Origin of the sequence: Natranaerovirga pectinivora (genome assembly GCF_004342165.1) — a bacterium.
Classification (GTDB): Bacteria; Bacillota; Clostridia; order Lachnospirales; family DSM-24629; genus Natranaerovirga; species Natranaerovirga pectinivora.
The window spans coordinates 159,510-184,686 of record NZ_SMAL01000001.1 but is presented as its reverse complement, the minus strand read 5'-3'; the positions used below and the strand labels follow the sequence as shown (position 1 = coordinate 184,686).

Sequence of the window (25,177 nt, the reverse complement as noted above, 5' to 3'; positions counted from 1 at the left end):
TATACCATTCAGTTTGTAAAAAAAGTAGAATAAAAACACTTTATTCTACAGTTTTACTGAGACCTCAACATTTAATTTAATTTATCATCAATGTAATTTTTTAGTAATTCTTCTAATAATTCATCACGCTCAATTTTCATAATAACACTTCTAGCATTGTTGTAACTTGTTATATATGTAGGATCTCCTGATAAAATATACCCTACTATTTGATTAATAGGATTATAACCCTTTTTACTTAATGCTTTATAAACTGTTGTAAGTACCTCTTTTGCTTCATTTACAGGTTCTTTGTCTACTTTAAAAAACTGGGTATGATTGATTTTTGGCATAGTCTCACATCCTTAATAACGAATCTCATTATATAAAATTATTAAAAGTCAAGGATACTCAACTTTTTATTTTTTGGTATATTTATAGTTTACTACATACCTCTGGCCGCCCAGAAGGCACAAGTTTTAATGAAAACAACATGCTTTCATTTTCACGATAGTATATTCCTTAAATATATATTATAACAAAAACTGTAAAAATTCAATTATATTTGTTAATAATTTTATTTTGTTTTTTATTGTTTTCTTCCAAATAGCAAATCATCTTTTCTTTCTAACAATTCCACATTGATTAATTGATTGCTTATATCTTCATCACTTATTATACCTACTTTAACATATCTTTTAGTATGTCCCATACAATAGTCTTTATCATCTATGGTAATGGTTTCCTCAAATAATACTTCTTCTATTTCACCTTTCATATCTTCAAGGTACTTTTCTTTTAAGGCATTACAGCATTGAATAAGTTTATTGCTTCGAAATGTTTTTACTTTTTCCTCTACTTGATTCGTAAAGTCAGCTGCTTTTGTTCCTTCTCTTTTGGAGTACTTAAATACATGAACGTCACTAAAAGAAATTTTTCTTGTAAATTCATAGGTTTCATTGAATTCTTCTTCTGTTTCCCCTGGAAAACCTACAATAATATCCGTTGTTATCGCCGGTTTATTATAATACTTGCGAAGAATTTCAACCTTATCTAAGTATGATTCTGTAGTGTATTTTCTATTCATTCTTTTTAAAGTTTCATTACATCCACTTTGAAGAGATAAATGAAAATGAGGACATAATTTTTCTATAGAACTTACTTCTTTGGCAAATTCTTCTGTTATTAAATTCGGCTCTAGTGAACCTAATCTGATTCTTTTAAGATCTTGAATTTTATTGAGTTCTTTTAATAAATCTAAAATATGAATATCTACTAAATCTTTCCCATAAGAAGCCAAATGAATACCTGTTAAAACCACTTCTTTGTAACCATTTTTTACTAAAGCTTCCACTTCTTTAATGACTTCTTCAGGCAATCTACTACGTACCCGTCCCCTCATAAATGGGATAATACAATATGAACAAAATTGATTACATCCATCTTGTATTTTAATGTAAGCTCTTGTTTTCTCTGAAACCTTTGTAATGGATAATGGCTCATAAATATCTGTATCATTAATATCAATTACTGTATCTTCTATTTTCTTTTCTTTTATATAGTCTTCAACGATATTTAAAATATCGTTCTTTTTATTATTTCCAATGACAATATCAATGTCTTTGTCTAATTCAAGCTTTTCTTTTGCTGCTTGGGCATAACACCCTACAACAACAATAATAGAATCAGGATTTGTTTTCTTTGCCTTATTAATAATCTGTCTTGATTTCTTATCTGCCATATTTGTTACAGTACAAGTATTAATTATATATATATCTGATACTTCATTAAAAGGTATTACCTTATACCCATTATTTTCAAATAACTGAAGCATTGCATCTGTTTCATATTGATTTACTTTACAACCTAATGTGTGAAAAGCTACTTTTCCCATATTCAACCTCGCTTTTGTGTATTCAATAATTATCTTTAATCATTAATAACTCTATAATTAAATTGCTGTCCTTTGTTTTTTATAATTATTTACCTAATTTATTTATACATCTGTTAAAACCATACAAGTCTTATAAAATCCTTTTAAATTAGCTTTTTTTGTCTATGGAAGGCGTCAAATTTTGTGACTTCAAAATAATTTAATATTGACAATCTTTCCCATTTTAGGTAGTATAAATATATACCAAGATATTATAAGGAGGGCTTTATATGATTAAATTACAAGTTACTTTAAATTCAATTGATAAAGTTAAAAGTTTTGTAAACTTAGTTAGCAAATTTGAGTACGATTTTGACTTAATGTCAGGAAGATATGTAATTGACGCTAAGTCAATTATGGGGATTTTTAGTTTAGATTTATCTAAACCAATTGATCTTAACGTTCATACTGATAATGAAGAAGAAGTGATGGAAGTTTTAAAACCATACATCGTTGAATAATTCTTCTCCATTTCAATCATTTGTTTAATCTAACCATTGTACCACTGAAAACTTTTAAGTTTTTCAGTGAATACACTGGTTATTTTTGTTTATACTTTTATTACTTCTGTCTTTTCTAAGGATTCATTTACTAATTCTTCTATTTTCTCTAATTTACGTTCTGATCTTTCTATGCTTTTTAAACTTGGTTTGGTCACGGGATGTTTTGCAACAAAAATTGTACAACAATCTTCATAAGGTAATATTGAAGTTTCATAAGTGCCTATCTTCTCCGATATGTTTACAATCTCTTGTTTGTCAAAACCAATTAACGGTCTAAATACAGGAATATTACACACAGCATTTGTTGTTGTTAAACTTTGAATGGTTTGACTCGCAACTTGTCCAATACTTTCCCCTGTGATTAAAGCTAACGCCCCATTATCCAAAGCGATTCTTTCTGCCATTTGCATCATTACTCTTCTCATAATGATCGTTAATTGTTCGTGAGGGCAGTTTTCATAGATATACAATTGTATGTCTGTAAATGGTACCACATGTAAATTAATTGGACCTGTATATTCACTAATGATTTTAGCCAAATCAATAACTTTCTCTTTGGCACGTTCACTTGTGTAAGGATGAGAATGGTAATAGACTGCATCTATTGCCACACCTCTTTTTGCTATCATCCAACCTGCTACTGGGCTATCAATACCACCTGAAAGCATAAGCATAGCCTTTCCATTGGTTCCTACAGGCATTCCACCTAAACCTGGAATAACATGAGAATAGATGTATGCTTTGTTTCTTATTTCCACCATTATTTTCACTTCTGGCTTATGCACATCTACTTTTAGATTTGAAAACTCATCTAATAAAATTGAACCAATTTCTCTAGAGATTTCCATAGAATCTAATGGGTATTTTTTATCCGCTCTTCTTGCCTCTACCTTAAAAGTAAAATTCTTTTCTTCAAAAGATTGATTTACATATTCAATGGAAAGCTTTTTCACTGCTTCAAAAGATAAGTCATCTGATAAAATAACAGGACAAATCCCAACAATACCAAATATCTTTCTTAACTTATCTATAGCCTCGTCATACTCAAAATCTGAAAGGGCTTCAATAAAAATTCTACCTTGTTCTTTTTTTACAATAAATTCACCATAAGGTTTTAAAGCCCTTTTAATGTGTTGAACAAGAACATTTTCAAACAAATATCTGTTTCTTCCTTTTATTGCAAGTTCACCATACTTAACTAAAAATGCATTATACATTACTTTCCACCTCTAACATACCTTCTTAAGAAAGGCACTTCTTTTTTAAGATTTTCAATACAGTAATTAACTTCTTCAATTGTATTATATACAGAAAAACTAAATCTAACAGACTCGTCTACTTCATTTATATCTAAACCTAAACATTTTAAAACTTGACTGGTACTATTTTTATTTGAGGAACAAGCAGAACCTGTAGATACATAGATCCCATTATTTTCCAGGGTATGCATAAGTACTTCACTTCTTATATATTTAAATCGAATATTTAATATATGTGGTGCGCCCTCTTCAATACTACCGTTGATTGCTGTATCGTCAATATTATTTAAAATGCCATAGGCCAACTCTTTTTTAATATTATATAAATATTGTATCTTTTCCTCTAAACTTTCATACATCAACTTAGCAGCTTCGGCAAATCCCATCACCCCAGGAACATTCTCTGTACCTGACCTAAGACCTTTTTGATGATTTCCACCAAAAATAATTGGTTTAATTTTAACTTTGTCTTTTACAAATAGCAACCCTACACCTTTAGGCCCATGAATTTTATGGGCACTGATACTTAATAAGTCAATAAGATCTTTTTTAGGATGAATACTATACTTACCAAAGGATTGAACACCATCTACATGAAAAAGTGTTTTTGAATTACTTTCCTTTATAATCCTACCAATCTCTTTAATAGGTTGCACTGAACCAATTTCATTATTTACATGCATTAAAGACACAAGAATGGTATCTTCTCTAATGGCGTCTTTCAATGCCTCTATATCAATAATACCCTCTTTATTAACCTCAATAACGGTTATTTCAAAGGTATCAACAAACCCATCCTCTTCTAACGCCTTCATAGTGTTCAAAACCGATGCATGTTCAATAGAAGAAGTAATAATATGTTTACCTGACCGTCTATTCGCCAATGCCGTCCCAATAATAGCAAGATTATTAGACTCCGTCCCACCTGAAGTAAAAAACAACTCTTTATCATCCACTTTAAGCAACTTAGCAAAAACAGACTTGGCCTCTTTAACCAACTTCTCCGCACGAATCCCTTTATTATGCAACGAAGAAGTATTCCCATACTCCTCATACCCCTGCACAATCTTATCAATCACTTCAGGAAAAGGCTTCGTCGTCGCAGCATTATCAAAATAAACTTCCATATAAACCTCCATACATTTATCTTTCGTATATTTATTTACTAACAAATATAAAGCACACTATGTGTGCTTCAAACTGTAGCAAATTCAAGCTAGGATTTGTGATATATATGAACGCAATAGCGGAGCCAAGGATGGCGCAGCAAAACCCTAACAACCAAGGATGGTTGTGGGTTTTTGAAGTTCATATATATCACAAATCCCTGCACATACATCGGCTATTCATAAAATGAGTGTCGACTAAGTCGACACTCATAAGCACACTTGTGTGCTTGACTTTACAATGTTAGATTTATTTCATCACATTTTCAATAGCCTGCAATACCCTAGCTTTCTGAAATGGTTTAACAATAAAATCCTTCGCACCATTCTTAATAGCTTCAATAACCATTGGTTGCTGCCCCATAGCCGAGCACATAATAACTTTTGTATTAGGACTTGCTTTTACAATCTCAGGAAGTGCCGTAACACCATCCATTTCTGGCATTGTTATATCAAGTGTTATTATATCAGGTTGTAATTCTTTTGCTTTTGCAATGGCTTCTACACCATTATTAGCTTCACCAACAATTTCAAAATTGCCTTCTTCTGCCAACATTTTCTTTAAAACGGTTCTCATAAAGATAGCGTCATCAACAATAAGAACTCTAAGCGCCATTTTAATCCTCCTCAAAATTATACATTAATATTGATAGTAGTGTTAAACCAGCCGTTTCTGTTCTAAGAATTCTTTTTCCTAGAGATATTGGCTGTGCACCATATTTTATTGCTTTTTCTATCTCTTCTTCTTCGAATCCACCTTCTGGTCCAATAAATATGCCTACCGAGTTGACTTTCATACTCTCTATTATTGATTTTGTCACACTTATATTATTAGCTTTTTCATAAGGAATTAAAACAGCATCCAACTCTTTACTTGCAAATGTTAGTGCTTCATTAAAACTCATGGTATTACTAACTTTAGGTATAATCCCTCTTTTTGCTTGCTTTGCAGCAGAAAGGGAGATAGCATTCCATCTCTCAATTTTTTTAATCTCTTTTTTAGGCTCTAATTTTATAATTGTCCTTTGAGTTATTACTGGTATAATCTCTTGTACACCAAGCTCAACAGATTTTTGTATAATTAACTCCATTTTATCTTTTTTAGGCATCCCTTGAAAAAGATAAATTTTCGTTTTTAATTCAGTTTCAGAAATAGTCTTTTCTTGTATTAGAGCAATAACCCTATCATTTTCAACTGAATCTATTATACAATAATAATCTTCTCCTTGTCCATTACAAATTACAAGGCATTCTCCTTTTTCCATACGAAGAACATTTTTAATATGGTTAACATCATCGCCTAAAATTATAATCTCTTTTTCACTTATTTGTCTTGAATCAACAAAAAAACGATACATACCTTCCACCAACTACTGAGCAACAATAGCAGCCCATTCACCTTTTTTCTGTATTTCAACAATCCTTAGTCCTTGTTCTTCAATAGCCTTAACCACATCGTCAATCTTAGCTAAAATAATTCCTGAACAAATAAAAATTCCATTGTCTTTTAACACTTTCTTAATATCCTTTGTTAAAATAATAATGACTTCAGCTAAAATATTGGCAACAACTAAATCTGCTTTGTCGCTTTCATCTATTGTTTCTAACAAATTGCCTTTGTATACTTCTACATTATTATTGACTTGATTAATTTGAACATTTTCAGATGCTACTGTAACTGCCATTGGATCAATATCCGTACATACTACTTTGGCTGCACCTAATTTAGATGCTGCTATTCCCAGAATACCACTACCACATCCAATATCATAGACCCTATCATTTTTCTTCATATATTTATTTATTGAGCTTATACAAAGACTTGTTGTTTCATGGGTTCCCGTTCCAAATGCCATACCTGGGTCAATTTCAATTACAATATCTTCTTCCCTAGCAAAATCTAACGCTTCCCAACTAGGTTTTACGATAATATTCTCATCTACTTTAAAAGGCTTAAAATACTTTTTCCAGTTTTCTGCCCAGTCTTTTTCATCTGTAATTAATTCTTGGATAGTAGCTTCTCCAACTGAAACAAATTCACTAACTTCTTTAATGCTTTTTTTAATTTCTTGAATGACTATATCTTTATTTTCTTCTTCAGATATATAGAACTTAATATAAGATGTATTTTCTTCAATAATTGTAGGTTCATCCATTAAATCTACAAACAATTGTTTTTTATCTGCTTCACTTAAAGGAATACAATCTTCTATTTCAATACCTTGAATACCTAGTTCATACAATTGGTAACTAATGGCATCTACAGCTTCTGGAGTTGTTTTTAGTTTGTATTGAATCCATTTCAATTTGCTACATCTCCTTAGTTAATGGCGTCTTTAATACCATCTTTTACTTTTTCAAAAAAACCTTTTTTATGATCATGAATTTCTTCACCGGTTATTTGAGCAAAAGACTTTAATATTTTTCTTTCTTCTTCATCTAGCTTTGTAGGTACTTCAACTATTAAGGTTACATAGTGGTCCCCTCTAACATTTTTATTGTTTAGATGTGGCACCCCTTTACCTTTTAGCTTTATTTGTGTATGGGTTTGTGTACCGGCTTTTATGGTATAATTCTCTTCTCCATCAATTGTTTTAATTGTTATGTCTGCTCCTAAAGCAGCCTTTACAAATGACATTGGTACTGTTGAAAAGACATTATATCCTTCTCTTTCAAACACAGGATGTTTGTCAACTGATACAGTCACTAGAAGATCCCCTCTAGGTCCACCATTTATTCCTGGTTCACCTTTATCCCTTACACGAATGCTTTGACCATGGTCTATTCCTGCTGGAATATTAATGGCTATTTTTTTGTTTTTACTTGTATATCCTGAACCATGACAGTCTTTACATTTGTCTTTTATCACTTTACCATTGCCATGACATACATGACAAGTTCTTACACTGGTAATATTCCCAAACAATGTTTGTTGATTCACTCTAACTTGACCTGCTCCATTACACTGGCTACAAGTTTCTGGGTGGGTTCCTGGCTTTGCCCCACTTCCACTACAGGTGTTACACACTTCTTGAGAAGTTATTTCAATCTCTTTTTCGATACCAAATACAGCCTCTTGGAAAGATAAGTGTATAACTTTTCTTATATTATCCCCTTTTGCTGGTGCATTTCTTCTTCTTGAACCGCCACCGCCGCCAAAGAAGTCTCCAAATATATCTCCAAAAATATCACCCATGTCAAAATCAAATCCACCATGAAACCCTTGACCTCCAGCACCATTACCAAATGCTGCGTGGCCAAACTGATCATATTTCGCTCTTTTTTCTTGATTACTAAGCACTTCATATGCTTCAGATGCTTCTTTAAACTTAATTTCTGCATCTGCATCACCAGGATTCATGTCTGGGTGGTATTGTTTTGCTAAATTTCTATATGCTTTTTTTAACTCTCCATCATTGGCATTCTTACTAACACCTAATACTTCATAATAATCCCTTTTATCAGGCACTTTAATTCACCCTTCCAAAAATAACTTAATCCCAAGCATTAGTCAAAAGCCAAAGAACAAGTAGTCTTTGGCTTAAAACTTTGCACTGTTTATATTCTACACTTCTTTGTAATCCGCGTCAACCACATCATCGTCTCCACCATTACCTTCTGATGGATCTACCCCAGGTTGAGCACCTGCTCCTTGTGCTTGCTCATATAATTTTGTAAATAATATTTGTGCAGTTGTCATTAATGATTCTTTTGCTGCTTTAATTTCTTCTACATCAGCATCTGTCATATTGTCAGCTGTTGTTTTTGCTAATAATTCTTTTAATTTATTAAGCTCTTCTTCAACTTTTTCTTTTTCTGCAGCATCAACTTTGTCTCCAGCTTCATTTATGGCTTTTTCAGTTTGGAACACCATAGAATCTGCTTCATTTCTTGCGTCTATGCCTTCTTTTCTTTTCTTATCTTCTTCTTCATGTCTCTTCGCTTCTTCTACAGCTTTTTCAATATCATCATCAGATAAGTTTGTACTTGCAGTAATTGTAATATGTTGCTCTTTTCCTGTTCCTAAATCTTTTGCAAAAACATTAACGATACCATTGGCATCAATATCAAATGTTACTTCGATTTGTGGAATCCCTCTTGGTGCTGGTGGAATACCATCTAATTTAAATCTTCCAAGTTGTTTGTTGTCTTTTGCAAATTGACGTTCACCTTGAACAACATTAATATCTACAGCTGTTTGATTGTCTTCTGCAGTTGAGAATACTTGACTTTTCTTCGTAGGAATTGTTGTATTTCTTTCAATAAGTTTAGTAGAAACACCACCTAAAGTTTCAATACCTAATGATAAAGGCGTAACGTCTAATAATAAGATATCCCCTGCACCTTCATCTCCTGCTAATTTACCACCTTGAATAGATGCTCCAATAGCAACACATTCGTCAGGGTTAATGCCTTTAAACGGCTCTTTGCCAGTTACTTTTTTAACTGCATCTTGAACTGCTGGAATACGAGTTGACCCACCTACTAATAATACTTTATCAAGATCACTTGGATTTAAGCCAGCATCTTTTAATGCATTTCTAACTGGTGTCATAGTTCTTTCTACTAAATCAGCTGTTAATTCATCAAATTTTGCTTTAGTTAATGTTACATCTAAATGTTTTGGTCCATCTTGTGTCGCTGTGATAAATGGTAAGTTGATATTCGTTGTTGTTGTCGTTGATAATTCTTTTTTAGCTTTTTCAGCTGCTTCTTTTAATCTTTGTGCAGCCATTTTATCTTTTGATAAATCAATACCTTCTTGATTTTTAAATTCTTTTACTAAGTAATCCATTACACGATCATCAAAGTCGTCTCCACCTAAACGGTTATCTCCACTTGTAGCTAGAACTTCAATAACCCCTTCACCAATTTCAATAATTGAAACGTCGAAAGTACCGCCACCTAAGTCATATACCATGATTTTTTGCTCATTTTCATTGTCTAATCCATAAGCTAACGCTGCTGCTGTTGGCTCGTTAATAATTCTTTTAACGTCTAATCCTGCAATTTTACCTGCATCTTTAGTTGCTTGACGTTGGCTATCTGAGAAATAAGCTGGTACTGTAATAACTGCTTCTGTTACACTTTCTCCTAAATAGCTTTCTGCATCTGATTTTAATTTTTGTAGTACCATTGCAGATATTTCTTGTGGTGAGTATTTTTTATCATCTATTCCTACTCTATAGTCAGTACCCATATGTCTTTTTATAGATATTACTGTTTTATCTGGATTAGTAATTGCTTGCCTTTTTGCTGGCTCACCAACTAATCTTTCACCTGATTTACTAAAAGCTACTACAGATGGCGTTGTTCTTGCCCCTTCTGAGTTAGCAATTACTACTGGTTTTCCACCTTCCATAACTGCAACACAAGAATTTGTTGTTCCTAAGTCTATACCGATTATTTTACCCATTATATAATTCCTCCTTAATTTTTATATAAAGTAATTTAACTTATATTTCAAGGATACTTAGCTTTCAATAAGCTAGTAACCGTTTTGGCTTTAGTTTGCTACTTTTACCATACTATGTCTTAAAACACTATCTTTGTACATATAACCTTTTTGTAACTCTTCAACCACTACATTTTCTCCTGCTGAGTCATCCTCTGTATGCATTACTGCATTATGAAAATCTGGATTGAATTCTTGACCTACAGCCTCAATGATCTGTACACCTGATTCATTTAACATATTTAAAAACTGTTTATAGATCATCTCAATACCTTGAGCAAAGCTATTGCTTTTTTCTTCTTCTGGTAGAGCGCCTATAGCTCTTTCAAAATTATCAACAATAGGCAGAATTTTTTCTAAGACATCTTTCGTTGCTCTATGATATGTTTGTAATTTTTCTTTTTCTGTTCTTTTTCTAAAGTTATCAAACTCTGCAAGAGTACGTTTGTACCTATCCATATACTCTTCTAGTTTTTTATCATTAGATGCCTCTTCACTATCTTGTGATATTTCTTCTACATTTTCTTCTATTGTTTCTTCTGTTACTTCTTCTGTTGCTTCTTCTGTATCATTTAGTATTTCTTCAACTTTACTATCTTCCTTTTTAGCCAAAGTAACTCATCCACCTTTCACTTTATTGGTTGTTCCATAATTTTTCCATTTGATTCATCATGTATTTAAGCATAGATACAACTTTTACATAGTCCATTCGTTTAGGCCCTATAATACCAAGGGCGCCTATTGTATCCTCACCTAGTTTATATGTAGTTGTTATAAAACTACAGTCTTCTAGCGTTTTAATACTATTCTCATTCCCAATAAAAATCTTAATCCCATTATCAAGATTTTCCATTCCTTCTGTGATCATGGATAATATTAATTTTTTCTCTTCTAAGGTGTATATTAATTCTGCTGCTTTATCAATATCACTAAACTCTGGACACTTTAAAATATTTGTTGTGCCACTTGTATATAAATCTATTTCATCTACTGATTCAACTGTTTTTACTATTGCTTCTAAAACACCATTAATGATTTCACTGTAAATGCCGACTTTGTTTTTTAACTGTTGTATCAAATCAAGATTAATCTGCTGAATATTTAATCCTTGTAAGTTTTTATTTAACAGATTATTTATTTTTGTTAAAACATCTTGCTCTATAGGGATGTTCACCATTAACAAATGATTTTTTACTATATTACCTTCTACTACGATAACCGTAAGAATATTTTTCTCATCTAATAACATTAATTGAATTTGTTTTAACTTCGTTTGTTTATAATGAGGCGTTGTCACTACTGTTGCATAGTTGGTATTAATAGCTAATAACTTTGCAATCTCTTGAAGTAATGTTTCAATTCTATCACTACGTTCTAGTAGAATTTCTTGAAATATTTCCGTAGGAAACTCCTTTAATTTCATTAAATGGTCCACATATAACCTATACCCTCTGTCTGAAGGAATTCTTCCTGCTGAAGTATGAGGTTGCATAATAAGACCCAATTCTTCTAAGTCTGACATTTCATTCCTTACAGTTGCGGAACTTATTCCTAAATCATACTGCTTAGAAATAGTCCTGGAACCCACTGGTTCTGCTGACTCTAGATAATTCAATATTATCGCTTGCAAAATCTTAATTTTTCTATCATTAAGTTCCATAGATTTCACATCCTTCTAGAAAAAAGTGAATCAGTCATTTTGTCATTGTTAGCACTCGACTTATGTGAGTGCTAACTTTTGATTTTAAAATATCACTTGAACATCAATTTGTCAAGTGATATTTGGAATTTTTTATGTTTTTTTACAAAGACTTTATCTTTCCTTATGCTGTATTCGCTCCAATTTGGTTAATGAGGACACATATTATATCTGGCGTCGACCGGCTGAAAGGAAAGGCAGCCAGATATATTATATGCGTCCTGATTAACACCACTAAAAACACCCTACCCACTAAAAGGACTACAATAAAAATTCACTTAAAACATAATTACTAAGATCAATCCCTTTAGCAGTTAATTGAATTTTATCTTTATCATTATTTATTAACGCTTTCTTTTCTAATTCAAGAATAACGTCCCCATATACATCTTCAATAAATATATTAAATCTAATTCTAAAGTCCTCTTTGGAGACACCTTTTATTAATCTAAGACCCAAAAACATAAACTCTTCCATAAGGTCTTGCTCACTTAATACACTTTCTTCTACTCTAATTGCAGAAGGCTTATTAGAATAATTAATATAATCCTTCATATTATCCGTATTTTTATACCTAACCTGATTCATATAAGAAGCAGCACCCAAACCTAATCCTAAATATTCCTTCCCCGTCCAATATACACAATTATGATAGCTTTCGTGATTCTTTTTAGCATAATTAGAAACTTCATACTGAAAGTAATTGTTTTTCTCAAGAATATTCTTAGTTACCCTATACATTTCTCTTTCTATGTCCTCATTAAGGTAGTCAATATCTCCACTTTCATATAATTTATGAAAAGGTGTACCCTCTTCAATAATAAGGCTATAACAAGATATATGTTCAGGATTTTTATCAATAACTGTTCTTAATGTTTTTTCCCATTTTTCAAGAGTAAGCTCAGGCAAACCGAATATTAAGTCAATACTAATATTATTATAGCCTACTTCTCTTGCCATATTATAGGTATCTAAAAACTTTTCATAATTGTGTATTCTTCCTAGTTTTTGAAGAAATTCATTATCCGTTGATTGTAACCCTATACTTAATCTATTAATTCCTATTTCTTTATAGGTTATTAATTTTTCAACATCTACTGTTCCAGGATTCACTTCTATTGTAATTTCTATATTTTTATCTAGTGTAAAGTTTCTTTTAATCTCTTCAAATACCATCCTAATATGCTCTTTAGAGATGACAGAAGGTGTTCCTCCACCTAGAAATATGCTTTTAATACTATATTCCTCTTTTATGCCTTTATAGCCTTTAATTTCATTTATTAACCCTTTTATATACACATTCTGTTCTTCTTCATTGGATTGAAATGATAAAAAATCACAATAAAAACATTTCTTTTTACAAAAGGGCAAATGCAAATATAGACTTAATGGTTTCATATATAGTCACCTATTCATCTAGTTTAAGAACACTCATAAATGCTTTTTGAGGTACTTCAACATTACCTACTTGTCGCATACGTTTTTTACCTTCTTTTTGTTTTTCTAGAAGTTTTCTTTTTCTAGAAATATCTCCACCATAACATTTTGCCAATACATCTTTTCTCATAGCTTTTATCGTTTCTCTAGCGATTACTTTATTCCCAATTGCCGATTGAATAGGAATTTCAAACATATGTCTTGGGATTTCTTCTTTTAATTTTTCAGTAATCTTTCTACCTCTTTCATAGGCTTTAGATTCATGAACAATCATAGAGAAGGCATCTACCACATCTTTATTAATGAGTACATCTAATTTTACAAGTTTAGATTCTTTATAGCCTTTTAATTCATAATCAAAGGATGCATAACCCCTTGTTCTTGATTTAAGGGCATCAAAGAAATCATAAATAATCTCATTCAGAGGCAATTCATAGTGTAGAATAGCTCTTGTATCATCCATATAGTCCATACCTAAGTATTCTCCACGACGATCTTGACAAAGATCCATAATAGCACCAATATATTCTGTTGGTACCATAATCTCTGCTTTAACAAATGGTTCTTCCATTTTACTAATTTGAGACGGATCTGGCATATCTGATGGATTGGCTAAGTCTATCACTTCACTGTTGGTTTTATATACTTTGTAAATAACACCTGGTGCAGTTGTTACTAGATCTAAGTTGTATTCTCTTTCAAGTCTTTCTTGAATGATCTCCATGTGTAACAGTCCTAAGAAGCCACATCTAAATCCAAAACCAAGGGCAATGGATGTTTCTGGTTCGAATTGAAGGGCTGCATCATTTAACTGTAATTTATCTAATGCATCTCTTAAGTCTTGATATTTGGCACCATCTGCTGGGTATAAACCACAGTAAACCATTGGGTTAACTTTTTTATACCCTGGCAATGCTTCTGCTGTTGGATTGTGAGTTTCTGTTATTGTATCACCAACCCTAGTGTCTTTTACATTCTTAATACTGGCTGTAATGTAACCAACCATACCTGCTGATAATTCTTCTGCCTGAATAAATCTTCCTGCGCCAAAAAATCCTAATTCAACCACTTCAAATTCTTTTTTTGTTGCCATCATTTTGATTTTAGAACCTTTTTTTACAGTACCTTCTTTAATTCTACAGAATACAATAACACCTTTATAAGGATCGAACATAGAATCAAATATTAAAGCTTTTAATGGGGCATTTTTATCCCCATTAGGAGCAGGAATTTTTTTCACCAATTGCTCTAATACTTCTTCAATATTTCGCCCTTCTTTTGCAGAAATCAAAGGTGCATCAGAAGCATCTAAGCCTATAACGTCTTCAACTTCCCCTTTAACTCTTTCTGGTTCAGCACTTGGTAAATCTATTTTATTAATGACTGGTAGTAACTCTAGATTATGTTCTAATGCAAGATACACATTAGCCATAGTCTGCGCCTCAATACCTTGAGCTGCATCAACAACTAAAATAGCACCTTCACAAGCTGCTAAACTTCTCGATACTTCATAGTTAAAATCCACATGGCCTGGCGTATCAATGAGATTAAAAACATACTCTTCCCCATCATTGGCATGGTATACCAATCTTACAGCTTGAGCCTTTATGGTTATACCTCTTTCTCTTTCTAGATCCATACTATCTAGAACCTGTTCTTGCATTTCTCTTTCCGTTAACAATCCTGTTTTTTGAATAATACGATCTGCTAAAGTTGATTTACCATGATCTATATGTGCTATTATACAAAAATTTCTAATATTTTCTTGTCCATTCTTTGCCATTAGAAATTTGACCTCCTTGAGTGTATATACTGATGGTTATTATAGCATAGAGTTTTTTCACACACAATATATTTAATATAAGAAAGTAACTTCATCACATATAAAACCATTTTTTGTTACTTTTATGGAAATAATTTTTCATATAATAAAAAGTAATATAATCATCATTATTAGATTATATTACTTTTATTATTATTTCTTTAATTATTTATTAATTATTTACCTAAAAAAACTTCATATATAACTTGAGCCAGTGGTGGCATTGCATTTCTTGCCTCTTTAACTGTATTGTTCTGAGCTCCTACCTCTATAAGGAGTGCTTTTGGACTAAGATGCATATTGTATCTATAACCTTTAATATATATTTTTCTTGTAAAACCTGGAAATAGCTCAGCTGCTTTTAATTGCATTTGCAAACTTAAAGCCATATTGTCATTGACATAAGGATTTGGAAAATAGGCATTGTCGACCATTTTCCCATTAACCAATGTTCTACTAATCCCATTAAAAAACATAATTTTTGCTGTTGGTTTACCATCAATCTCTGTAACAAGACGCACATGTTCTGGAACACCGTCTCTATGTAAATCTATAACCACTTCTATGGAAGGGTTTTCTGCTAATATTTTTGACACAGGCTCTGTTGCAAGTGCATATGCCCTACTTCTATCTAACCTACCATCTATTACATCATAGACCCCTGTATGATGAATGACGTTTACACCATACTCTTCTTCTAAAATCTCTTTTAATAATGCACCTAATCCTACAACAGTATCATCCACTACACCTTTTCTACTATCTACAAATGCTTCTTGAGAATGGGCATGGTAAATTAAGACTTTGGGTTCATCACTTTTTAAATCAACCGTCATATCTTTTCCTAGCCATTTTTTAACATTAAAATCATTTTCCGCCATTCTAATGGTATTATCTACAGTATAAAAATTGTTAATTAAAAAATTAAAATCTTGTAATTGATCTAATGTGTATATATAAGATTGAGGCAATTGCTGATCAATGGGTTGATCACTGTAACTCACATCTTCCTCTAATTCAGCAAAATCCATATCTTTTTCTCCCTCATCCTCCTGGAGCCATAATTCAATATTAGGGTACAATTCTGCAACGGTATGGTAAGTAGGAGAGTCTTCTTTTAGAACATAATCTATTAAGGGAATATATGCAGAAAAAAATGTTTTAAAATAGCTTGTCTCATATCCTCTTAATTGTTCCTTTTTTTCTAATGAAGCTTGATTATTAAATGTGTAACTTAACAATGGTACTGATTTCATCAGTATCTGCTCACTAAAATAATCCGTAGTACCTTTAAATATTTCAGTTGTTATACCTTTTAAACTATCTGGAAAATAGATGTCATAACTTTTGTAAATAATATTAAATGTAAGTACTAACATTATTAATACTACTATAATATTGGTTACCTTGCTACTTTGTATTGTTTTCCTTCTTTCCATTAAGTTTCACAACCTTTATCTTATAAGTTTTTTCCTTATATCATACTATTACCTTTTTTTAAGATTTATGAGTGTAAAATCGATTCATTGGTCTCATTCTGTTCTTATTCCTATTTAATGGCCTATAAACACCTCATATAGTATTTGTGCTAAAGGTGCCATAGCATTTTTCGCTTCTTCCACTGTATTGGTTTGGGCGCCAACTTCAATTAATAATGACCTTGGTTTTAAGTGAAGATTAAACCTTTCGCCTCTAAGGTAGATTCTTCTTGTAAAACCTGGAAAAATTTCAGCTGCCTTTAGTTGCATTTGTAATGTTAAGGCCATATTCTCATTAACATAAGGATTTGGAATATAACCATTTTCAACCATTCTTCCATTTACTAAGGTTTTACTAATGCCATTAAAAAACATTATTCTTGCTGTTTGTTTGCCATTAATTTCTGTAACAAAATGAAGGTGATCTGGCACCCCATCTCTATGTAAATCAATTACAATTTCTATGGATGGATTCTCTTCTAATATTCTAGATATTGGTCCAACTGCATTGGCATAAGCTCTATCCCTTACTGGATAATCATATACGCCTGTGTGGTGAATAACATTAATTTCATAGTCATTTTTTAAAATCTCAGCCAGTTCTACCCCCAGTCCAACAACGGTGTCCTCAACAAACCCTTTTCTGCTATCAATAAATGCCTCTTGTGAATGGGTGTGATAAATCAACACTTTAGGTTCCTCTTTTGAAAAATCTACTGTTATATCATTACTTAACCATTTTTCAATATTAAAATCATTAGGTGACACCCTTATGCTATTATCCACTGTGTACATATTATTCATTAAAAAATTAAAGTCTTTTAACTGTTCTAATGTATAGGCATATGATTTCACAATATGGTTTTCAATTGGTTTTTCTATATGATTACTTTCCTCCTCTAATTCAGCTATATCAATGTTCTTATTCCCTTCATCTTCTTGTTGCCATTGTTCAATGCTTGGGTATACTTCAGCAACAGTATAATATTGTAATGACTCTTCTTTTAACACATAATCTATTAAAGGAATATGCCCTGAGAAAAATCGCTTAAAATAACTTGTCTCATATCCTAGCAGTTTTTCTTGTTTTACTAAATCAGAGTGATTATTAAATGTATAACTCAATAAGGGTACAGATTTGACAAAGATTTGTTCACTTAAATAATTACTTGAACTTTTTCTTATCTGGGCACCAATTGTTTTAAAGCTATCTGGTACAAATATCTCATAACCTTTATAGAGTATATTACTGAACAAAATAATCATTACTAACACCAATAGGACATTGATTTTTTTAATGCTTTGGATAGATCTTCTTCTCTCCATATTCACACACCTTCATTCGTTGGTTATAGCTTCTATATACATAATATTCTAGTCCTTCTTTTATTATGACTAATTAAGATAAGCGACTAAATTAATTCATTATCTAGTTTTTTTGCAGAACAAAGTGACTTCATCACTCTAAAAAACATTTGCTAACTTCTTATCTGAAGTCACCTTTGTTCTTGCGCATCAAGCTTTTTCTAACTTTGTTAGAAAAATGCAGCGCATTTAATCAACTTTTTACTTTATAGGAAATAGAACTTTCCTATAAAGCAAAAAAGAATCTCTATAGAGAGATTCTCAATTCAATGCACTAGTTATTTCTTTGTAATCTATTTCTGGATGTAATGCTATATTAATTGCTCCTGCAATAATAAAGCTAATTCTTTTTACAACTGCATCAATATCTTTTGGTGTAACAAACATATTCCCCATATAAGGATTTAAAACTTCTTGTATTAACTGATATTTCTCCTCACTAGTAAACTCTTTTAAGGAACCTAGTATACTATCATTATTTGTATGTTGTGTCATTACATCTATTAGGTTGTCCATCGTGTCGTTTACTATAGTTGCTGCATCAACTACTGTAGGAACACCTATGGCTAATACTGGTATTCCTAAACTTTCTTCTGTAATGGCTTTTCTTTTATTACCAACCCCTGAACCAGGATGAATTCCTGTATCAGACACCTGTATTGTAGAATTGACCCTGCTTGTTCTTCTAGAAGCTAAGGCATCAACCGCTATAATTAAATCTGGTTTAACTTCATCTACAATACCTTTTACTATTTCATAAGTTTCCATTCCTGTTTGACCCATTACACCAGGAGATATGGCACTTACTCTTCCTAGTGCTTCTAAATATTCAGCGTCTTTTATTTGTTCAAATAAATGTCTAGTAACAAGCAAATTTGATACAACCTTAGGTCCTAAAGAATCTGGTGTAACCCAATTGTTTCCTAATCCTACAACTAGAATCAGAGGATTTGTATTATCTTTGTTTTTTACCAAACTACTGATTTGTTTAGCCAGTTCTTTCATTAATAACTCATGAACTTCACTGTCATTTTCTTTCATCAATTCACATTCCATAGTGATATAGTTACCAATAGGCTTATTCATCACTTTTGAACCCTGATCATCTTTAATATTTACTTTTGTGGTCTTTAAATGTATGGATTCATTAAAGTCTTCGTCTACTTCTACGCCTCGAATCTCTATATCCTCATCTTTATGAACCAACTCTCTAGCCTCTATGGCTAAGTCTGTTCTGATTTCATACTTTAGTTCTTCTAATTTTTTTTCTTTCATTGAATTATATCACTCCTTTTTAGTATAAGGATGGTTATTTTTGAAATAATAAGTTATTATTAGGATTAACTCTCTATTTTCAATTGTATTTTTCCCTATTTTTTATAAGTTATGTATTGACACAATGGAAAGATTAAATTAGAATATAATAGTATGTTTACATTGTGCAATAGTCCGTGTCTAATTACAAAATGAAAATTTGGAGGTGTACCGTTTGGCTAATATTAAATCAGCTAAAAAAAGAATAAAAGTTATTGCAACTAAAACTTTAAGAAATAAAATGATTAAGTCTAAAGTTAAGTCAAGTATTAAAAAAGTTGTAGCTGCTATTGAAGCTAATGATAAAGCTTTAGCAAAAGAGCAATTACAATTAGCTATTAAAGAAATTGATAAAGCTACTACAAAAGGCATTTATCATAAAAATACAGCTGCTAGAAAAGTTTCAAGATTAACTAAAAACGTTAATTCTATAGCTTAATTGCAATAAAATAATACTTATATATAACTATTATTACTATGAAAATGTCATTTACAAACTTGGGATCAAGGATTTGTAAATGACATTTTCAATTTTTAGAACAAGTGCCTTGGGCACTTAAAAAACATTTGCTAACTTCTTATCTAAAGTCACCTTTGTTCTTGCGCATCAAGCTTTTTCTAACTTTTAAAGAAATAAAAAGAAATGTTTTCACATTCCTTTTATTTTGTTTCATTTAATATTTTTTTAAGTTCATCCATAAAAGTATTTACATCCTTGAACTCTCTATAGACAGATGCAAACCTAACATAAGCAACTTCATCAATATTCTTAAGCTTTTCCATAAGAAGTTCACCAATTTCTTTACTTTCTATTTCTTTTTGCATCGAATTGTGAACTATATTTTCAATGTCATCTACTACGCTTTCAATTTCTTTCATAGAGACTGGTCTTTTGTGACAAGATCTAACTACACCAGCCATAAGTTTTTCTCTATTAAAAGTCTCTCTTTTTTTATCTTTTTTTATGACAACCAACGGGATTGTTTCTACTTTTTCATATGTAGTAAATCGCTTATCGCATTTTTCACATTGTCGACGTCTTCTAATGGAATTATTGTCTTCAGCAGGCCTTGAATCTATTACTTTTGTATTGTCATTATTACAATAATGGCATTTCATCCCTTGTTCCTCCATTGCTTTTTCTTTCAATTATATTTAAAATATTAGTATTGGTCAAGGGTACTAATAATCACTTTTAATCAGAGCCTTTTCTTCATCTATATCCACCAATATAATATCTTCACCTATTTGCTTAATTTGATCCCAAGAAATTTGATATTCTTTATCTCTTCCAAACATTCCAAATACTTTTGCTGGTCCAGGCACTATAAGTTTTTTCAATTTTCCATCTTTTAGATCCACTTCTATATCCACTATAAATCCTAATCTTTTACAATCTTTAGAATTAATGACCTCTTTTTGTTTCATATCATATATTCTAACCATTTCCAAACCCCCTTTATGAAAATACTAAATGTCCAAAAAACTCCTTAAATTTAAGGAAGGAAATTCTGCTCTCGAAAGAACAAAATTTCCTTTATACATAAATATTTCTCTTATTGTAATCAAGTAATCGTTTTACTTAATGTAAATATTTTTTCATGTTTTTCAATGCAGATTTTTCTAATCTTGAGACTTGTGCCTGAGATATATCTATCTCATTTGCCACCTCCATTTGAGTTTTTCCATCAAAAAATCTTAGTTTTAATATATGATATTCCCTTTTTGATAATTTATTCATAGCTTCTTTTAAAGAAATAGATTCCACCCAAGATTCCTCTTTATTTTTTTTATCACTTACCTGATCCATTATATACAAGGAGTCTCCCCCATCACTATATACTGGCTCGTATAAAGAAACTGGATCTTGTATGGCGTCTAATGCAAAAACAACTTCTTCTTTACTAATGCCAAGTTCTTGAGATATTTCACTTACTGTTGGTTCTTTTGATTTTTCTCTAATTAATCTTTCTTTTATTTGCAAAGCTTTATAAGCTGTATCCCTTAAAGACCTACTTACTCGAATTGAATTATTATCTCGCAAATACCTTCTTATTTCCCCTATAATCATTGGTACTGCATAGGTTGAGAATTTTACATTATGGGAAATATCAAAGTTATCAATCGCCTTTATTAATCCAATACAACCTACTTGAAATAGATCGTCAACGTATTCATTGCTGTTATGAAACCTTTGAATGACACTTAGAACTAACCTTAAATTCCCTCTAATATAGGCTTCCCTTGCTTCAAGATCACCTTCTAGTATTTTGTCAAATAATTTTTTCTTTTCATCATTAGATAATAATGGAAGCTTTGAAGTGTTTACACCGCAAATTTCTACTTTGTTCATGGCCATATGTTATACCTCCAGTCATCATTTTGTCTCTACTTAAATGATTACCGAAGTTAAAACATTTATACTCAAATTATTGCATTCTTACAATTTCCTTTTTTAACCTTTTAATGATTTTTTTTTCTAATCTTGAAATATAAGATTGGGATATGCCTAACATATCTGCTACTTCTTTTTGAGTCTTTTCATTGCCATCTTTGGTTAATCCAAATCTTAACTCTACAATTACTTTTTCCCTGTCTGATAACTTATCTAATGCCTTCTTTAGCAGTTCTTTATCTACTTCTTCTTCTATATCTTTATATATAATATCTTCTTCTGTCCCTAAAATGTCTGAAAGCAATAATTCATTCCCATCCCAATCAACATTAAGAGGTTCATCTATGGATATTTCAAATTTCGTCTTATTATTTCTCCTTAAATACATTAATATTTCATTCTCAATGCATCTAGAAGCGTAGGTAGCCAATTTTATCTTTTTATCTGGCTTGAACGTATTAATGGCTTTTATTAAACCTATGGTTCCAATAGAAATAAGATCCTCTACCCCAATACCTGTATTCTCAAACTTTTTAGCTATATAAACCACCAATCTTAAATTATGTTCAATTAGCTTTGATTTAACCTTTATGTCATTGACACTGCCTAACCCTTGAATAATCTTTGCTTCTTCTTCATTATCTAAGGGTGCTGGAAGAATTTCAGTACCACCTATATAATGTATCTCACCTTTTTTGAAAAACAAAAATCTTCTTACTGTATGAACAATCTTGAAGTGAAATTGATTAGGAAAAGATATTTTCATTAACACGTTTATTCCCCCTAGTTTTATATCTGTTTAATCTAATCTGTATTAATTTTGTAAAGCTTATTCTAATCAGTATTCTATCTTAGGCCTCTTACTGTGTAAGAGACATAAACTTGGTTGAAAATGCATTTTCCAAATCCTGCAACGAAGTTTGCAGGTAACATTTTCACTTAACCATTTCTGGATGTATTAGAATCTGATAACTATTATCTTGTGATAGTTTTTTATTGTATATTGCTAACACAATGTCTTTTAACTTAAACTCTTTTTCCGTGTTACAGTTTATGCTTACGTTCTCAGAAACCAAACCAATTAACATGCCTGATTCTTTTCCAATGGAACTAAAAGGTATGAGCCTAAATTTATGATTATACAGTTCTTCAATGTTATTATAAAAATCCTCACTGTTGTTGTTTAAGAATTTAATAATTATATCTCTAGCCTGATCCGGTATTAATTCTTTTATAATGTCATATTCTACAATAATTACAGGTGCCTTTGTAATAGGATCGTAAAGATTATTTCCTGTATCTAGTAAACCTTGGGCTCTAATAGATTTACCTTGAAGTTCTATCTCAATAGAAAACAAATTCTTTTGAACTGTCATAACCCTACTAAAATAATATAAAATCATCTTTATTAATATAAAGGCGATAATACTTGTAAGTATAAATGTTCGAGTATCAATAGCACTAAACACATTGCCACTTAATAATTGATTAAAGTAATAGCCTGCTTTTGTATAATAATATAATGATATAATTGAACCACCTATTAAAAAAGTTAAGAGATATAAACCTATAAGTATTTTTATAAGTTGTATTATTGACTTTGGTTTAAAGCCAATGACAATCATAAGTACACAGGTTATTACATAATATATAAGTATGTTAAGAGTAATACTCGCAATAGGAAAGATAACACTTAAACATATTATTAAAGAGCCAAGTGCTGATGCACCAGTTAACCTTAACCATGTAGTATTTAGCTTGAGTATTTTCCCAACGAACCATAAAATTAAAAAGTCCATAATAAAATTAATTAAAAACAGTGTGTCAATATAAACTTCGTAATACACGCCCCCCCTCCATTCTATTCAGATATTTTATTAGGAAAGACCGGTCTTTAGACAAGGTAAATTCTCTTGTCTTTAAAGTATGAAACAGCCACCTTCCTTGGAGGCTTATACTACATATTTATTCCCCATATGGTTAAGCTATGATTATTATACCTTAATTCTTTCAAATATTTTGTCAAAAGGTCTACTATGTACAGGCCTTTTCATATATTTTTTTCTACAAAATCAGAGTTTATCTATTATAAATATATTCTTAGTGATTAAAAATATGACATCCTTTTGTTTTATAGGAAATAGCACTTTCCTATAACGTAAAAAAAGGCAGTAAAGAATTTTATCTTTACTACCTTTTCATTATTTTTTTCTATGCTTTTGTAAAAAACTAGGTATTTCAATAGGTTTATCATCGTTTACATTAAAGTTAAAATTAGATTTCTCTTCTTTTTTTCCTTCGTTTTCTACATTTTGATTTTTGTTGTTTTTTTCTGCACCTGAATTTATATTAGAAGTATAACTATATTTTTCAGATTCTTTATCTGATGCAATATCCGTAGCAATTACAGTTATAATCATTTCATCTTCTAATTCATTATTAATAGTTGTACCATATATAATATTAGCATCATTACCAACTAATTCTTTAACCAAACTAATGGCATCATTTGCTTCAAATAGAGACATATTAGCATCTCCAGTGATATTAATAAGAACATGTCCCGCACCTTCGATTGTTGTCTCAAGAAGAGGACTTGATATAGCAAGTTTAGCAGCTTCCTCTGCTTTATCATCACCTTTGGCTCTACCAATCCCAATATGAGCAATACCTTTATTAGACATTACCGTTTGAACATCAGCAAAGTCAAGATTTATTAATCCTGATGTATAAATCAAATCTGAAATACCTTGAACCCCTTGTTGTAGTACTTCATCCGCTTTCTTCAAAGCTTCAATAAGAGTGGTTCTACGGTCAATAATTGATAATAGCTTTTGATTAGGTATTACAATCAATGTATCAACAACACTTTTTAATTCTGCAATGCCATTTTCAGCATTTTTCATTCGAATTCTACCTTCAACTTCAAAAGGCTTAGTCACAACACCAACGGTTAAGATGCCAAGTTCTTTTGAAATTTTTGCAATAACTGGAGCAGCACCTGTTCCTGTTCCACCACCCATACCAGCAGTAACAAAAACCATATCAGCACCTTTTACCGCCTGTAATATTTCATCGTGACTTTCTTCAGCAGCTTTCCCCCCTACTTCTGGGTTTGCTCCTGCACCAAGTCCTCTAGTTAATTTTTCACCAATTTGTATTTTAGTTTGGGCTTTGGACTGTTTTAAAGCTTGTAAATCCGTATTAACAGCAACAAAGTCAACACCATTTAGACTTTCTTCAATCATTCGATTTACTGCATTATTGCCACCACCACCAACACCAATAACAACAATCTTTGCAACACTTGCACTTTCATTCATCTTTATTTCAAGCAAAGCATTTTCCTCCTTTATGTACTTAATCTATCTT

At 31.3% G+C, this 25,177-nt stretch carries 24 protein-coding genes; 2 read left to right on the top strand and 22 right to left on the bottom strand.

What is annotated here, in order from left to right; all coding sequences use genetic code 11:
• Positions 1-71 precede the first annotated feature (71 nt).
• Entirely contained in the window at positions 72-332 is a 261-nt protein-coding gene (locus EDC18_RS00885) for an IreB family regulatory phosphoprotein (protein WP_132249314.1), read from the bottom strand.
• A gap of 236 nt (positions 333-568) precedes the next feature.
• Positions 569-1,873, bottom strand: a complete 1,305-nt coding sequence (gene mtaB / locus EDC18_RS00880) for a tRNA (N(6)-L-threonylcarbamoyladenosine(37)-C(2))-methylthiotransferase MtaB (protein WP_132249312.1) — start codon at positions 1,871-1,873, stop codon at positions 569-571.
• A gap of 269 nt (positions 1,874-2,142) precedes the next feature.
• Here mtaB and EDC18_RS00875 point away from each other — a divergent pair, with 269 nt between their 5' ends.
• Positions 2,143-2,373: an HPr family phosphocarrier protein gene (locus tag EDC18_RS00875; RefSeq protein WP_132249310.1), complete on the top strand. Its 231-nt coding sequence runs from the start codon at positions 2,143-2,145 to the stop codon at positions 2,371-2,373.
• A gap of 89 nt (positions 2,374-2,462) precedes the next feature.
• Here the strand turns inward: EDC18_RS00875 and thiI are convergent, their stop codons facing one another.
• The 14 genes from thiI to gpr all read right to left on the bottom strand — a co-directional run bounded on the left by thiI (position 2,463) and on the right by gpr (position 19,371).
• Entirely contained in the window at positions 2,463-3,632 is a 1,170-nt protein-coding gene (gene thiI, locus EDC18_RS00870) for a tRNA uracil 4-sulfurtransferase ThiI (RefSeq protein ID WP_132249308.1), read from the bottom strand.
• Positions 3,632-4,801 (bottom strand): cysteine desulfurase family protein, encoded by a 1,170-nt coding sequence (locus EDC18_RS00865; RefSeq protein WP_132249306.1) that lies wholly within the window; start codon positions 4,799-4,801, stop codon positions 3,632-3,634. Before EDC18_RS00865 ends, thiI begins: the two co-directional genes overlap by 1 nt.
• 289 nt (positions 4,802-5,090) lie before the next feature.
• Entirely contained in the window at positions 5,091-5,456 is a 366-nt protein-coding gene (locus tag EDC18_RS00860; RefSeq protein WP_132249304.1) for a response regulator, read from the bottom strand.
• A 1-nt stretch (position 5,457) separates the two neighbouring features.
• A complete protein-coding gene (locus EDC18_RS00855) occupies positions 5,458-6,198 on the bottom strand; it encodes a 16S rRNA (uracil(1498)-N(3))-methyltransferase (RefSeq protein ID WP_132249302.1) in 741 nt (246 codons plus the stop codon).
• Between the two features lie 12 nt (positions 6,199-6,210).
• Positions 6,211-7,146 carry a 50S ribosomal protein L11 methyltransferase gene (gene prmA / locus EDC18_RS00850; RefSeq protein ID WP_132249300.1) on the bottom strand — a complete coding sequence of 312 codons (936 nt, stop codon included), beginning with the start codon at positions 7,144-7,146 and terminating at the stop codon, positions 6,211-6,213.
• A 14-nt stretch (positions 7,147-7,160) separates the two neighbouring features.
• Positions 7,161-8,309: a molecular chaperone DnaJ gene (gene dnaJ, locus EDC18_RS00845; protein ID WP_132249298.1), complete on the bottom strand. Its 1,149-nt coding sequence runs from the start codon at positions 8,307-8,309 to the stop codon at positions 7,161-7,163.
• 96 nt (positions 8,310-8,405) lie between these two features.
• A complete protein-coding gene (gene dnaK / locus EDC18_RS00840; RefSeq protein ID WP_132249296.1) occupies positions 8,406-10,256 on the bottom strand; it encodes a molecular chaperone DnaK in 1,851 nt (616 codons plus the stop codon).
• Between the two features lie 90 nt (positions 10,257-10,346).
• Positions 10,347-10,907 carry a nucleotide exchange factor GrpE gene (grpE, locus tag EDC18_RS00835; protein ID WP_132249294.1) on the bottom strand — a complete coding sequence of 187 codons (561 nt, stop codon included), beginning with the start codon at positions 10,905-10,907 and terminating at the stop codon, positions 10,347-10,349.
• Between the two features lie 22 nt (positions 10,908-10,929).
• The gene (hrcA, locus tag EDC18_RS00830; RefSeq protein ID WP_132249292.1) at positions 10,930-11,955 is read right to left on the bottom strand and encodes a heat-inducible transcriptional repressor HrcA; all 1,026 of its coding nucleotides are present in this window, start codon (positions 11,953-11,955) and stop codon (positions 10,930-10,932) included.
• A gap of 300 nt (positions 11,956-12,255) precedes the next feature.
• Positions 12,256-13,392: a radical SAM family heme chaperone HemW gene (gene hemW, locus EDC18_RS00825; protein ID WP_132249290.1), complete on the bottom strand. Its 1,137-nt coding sequence runs from the start codon at positions 13,390-13,392 to the stop codon at positions 12,256-12,258.
• Between the two features lie 10 nt (positions 13,393-13,402).
• A complete protein-coding gene (gene lepA / locus EDC18_RS00820) occupies positions 13,403-15,214 on the bottom strand; it encodes a translation elongation factor 4 (protein ID WP_132249288.1) in 1,812 nt (603 codons plus the stop codon).
• A gap of 215 nt (positions 15,215-15,429) precedes the next feature.
• Positions 15,430-16,692, bottom strand: coding sequence for a stage II sporulation protein P (spoIIP, locus tag EDC18_RS00815; protein ID WP_132249286.1), 1,263 nt, complete (start codon positions 16,690-16,692; stop codon positions 15,430-15,432).
• Positions 16,693-16,806: 114 nt separating this feature from the next.
• Positions 16,807-18,057, bottom strand: coding sequence for a stage II sporulation protein P (locus tag EDC18_RS00810; RefSeq protein ID WP_132249284.1), 1,251 nt, complete (start codon positions 18,055-18,057; stop codon positions 16,807-16,809).
• Between the two features lie 300 nt (positions 18,058-18,357).
• On the bottom strand, positions 18,358-19,371 hold the full coding sequence (gpr, locus tag EDC18_RS00805; protein ID WP_132249282.1) for a GPR endopeptidase: 1,014 nt from the start codon (positions 19,369-19,371) through the stop codon (positions 18,358-18,360).
• 214 nt (positions 19,372-19,585) lie between these two features.
• Between gpr and rpsT the strand changes: the two genes are divergently transcribed.
• Positions 19,586-19,849 carry a 30S ribosomal protein S20 gene (gene rpsT, locus EDC18_RS00800; RefSeq protein WP_207669139.1) on the top strand — a complete coding sequence of 88 codons (264 nt, stop codon included), beginning with the start codon at positions 19,586-19,588 and terminating at the stop codon, positions 19,847-19,849.
• Between the two features lie 221 nt (positions 19,850-20,070).
• Here the strand turns inward: rpsT and nrdR are convergent, their stop codons facing one another.
• From nrdR to ftsZ, 6 genes are all read right to left on the bottom strand, one after another.
• Positions 20,071-20,529 carry a transcriptional regulator NrdR gene (nrdR, locus tag EDC18_RS00795; RefSeq protein ID WP_132249278.1) on the bottom strand — a complete coding sequence of 153 codons (459 nt, stop codon included), beginning with the start codon at positions 20,527-20,529 and terminating at the stop codon, positions 20,071-20,073.
• A 63-nt stretch (positions 20,530-20,592) separates the two neighbouring features.
• Positions 20,593-20,856 (bottom strand): YlmC/YmxH family sporulation protein, encoded by a 264-nt coding sequence (locus EDC18_RS00790; RefSeq protein ID WP_132249276.1) that lies wholly within the window; start codon positions 20,854-20,856, stop codon positions 20,593-20,595.
• Between the two features lie 136 nt (positions 20,857-20,992).
• On the bottom strand, positions 20,993-21,769 hold the full coding sequence (sigG, locus tag EDC18_RS00785) for an RNA polymerase sporulation sigma factor SigG (RefSeq protein ID WP_132249274.1): 777 nt from the start codon (positions 21,767-21,769) through the stop codon (positions 20,993-20,995).
• 70 nt (positions 21,770-21,839) lie between these two features.
• Complete coding sequence (gene sigE / locus EDC18_RS00780; protein ID WP_132249272.1) at positions 21,840-22,577, bottom strand: RNA polymerase sporulation sigma factor SigE; 738 nt, start codon at positions 22,575-22,577, stop codon at positions 21,840-21,842.
• Between the two features lie 163 nt (positions 22,578-22,740).
• Positions 22,741-23,652 carry a sigma-E processing peptidase SpoIIGA gene (spoIIGA, locus tag EDC18_RS00775; RefSeq protein WP_132249270.1) on the bottom strand — a complete coding sequence of 304 codons (912 nt, stop codon included), beginning with the start codon at positions 23,650-23,652 and terminating at the stop codon, positions 22,741-22,743.
• Between the two features lie 354 nt (positions 23,653-24,006).
• Positions 24,007-25,143 carry a cell division protein FtsZ gene (gene ftsZ / locus EDC18_RS00770; RefSeq protein ID WP_132249268.1) on the bottom strand — a complete coding sequence of 379 codons (1,137 nt, stop codon included), beginning with the start codon at positions 25,141-25,143 and terminating at the stop codon, positions 24,007-24,009.
• Between the last annotated feature and the right edge of the window lie 34 nt (positions 25,144-25,177).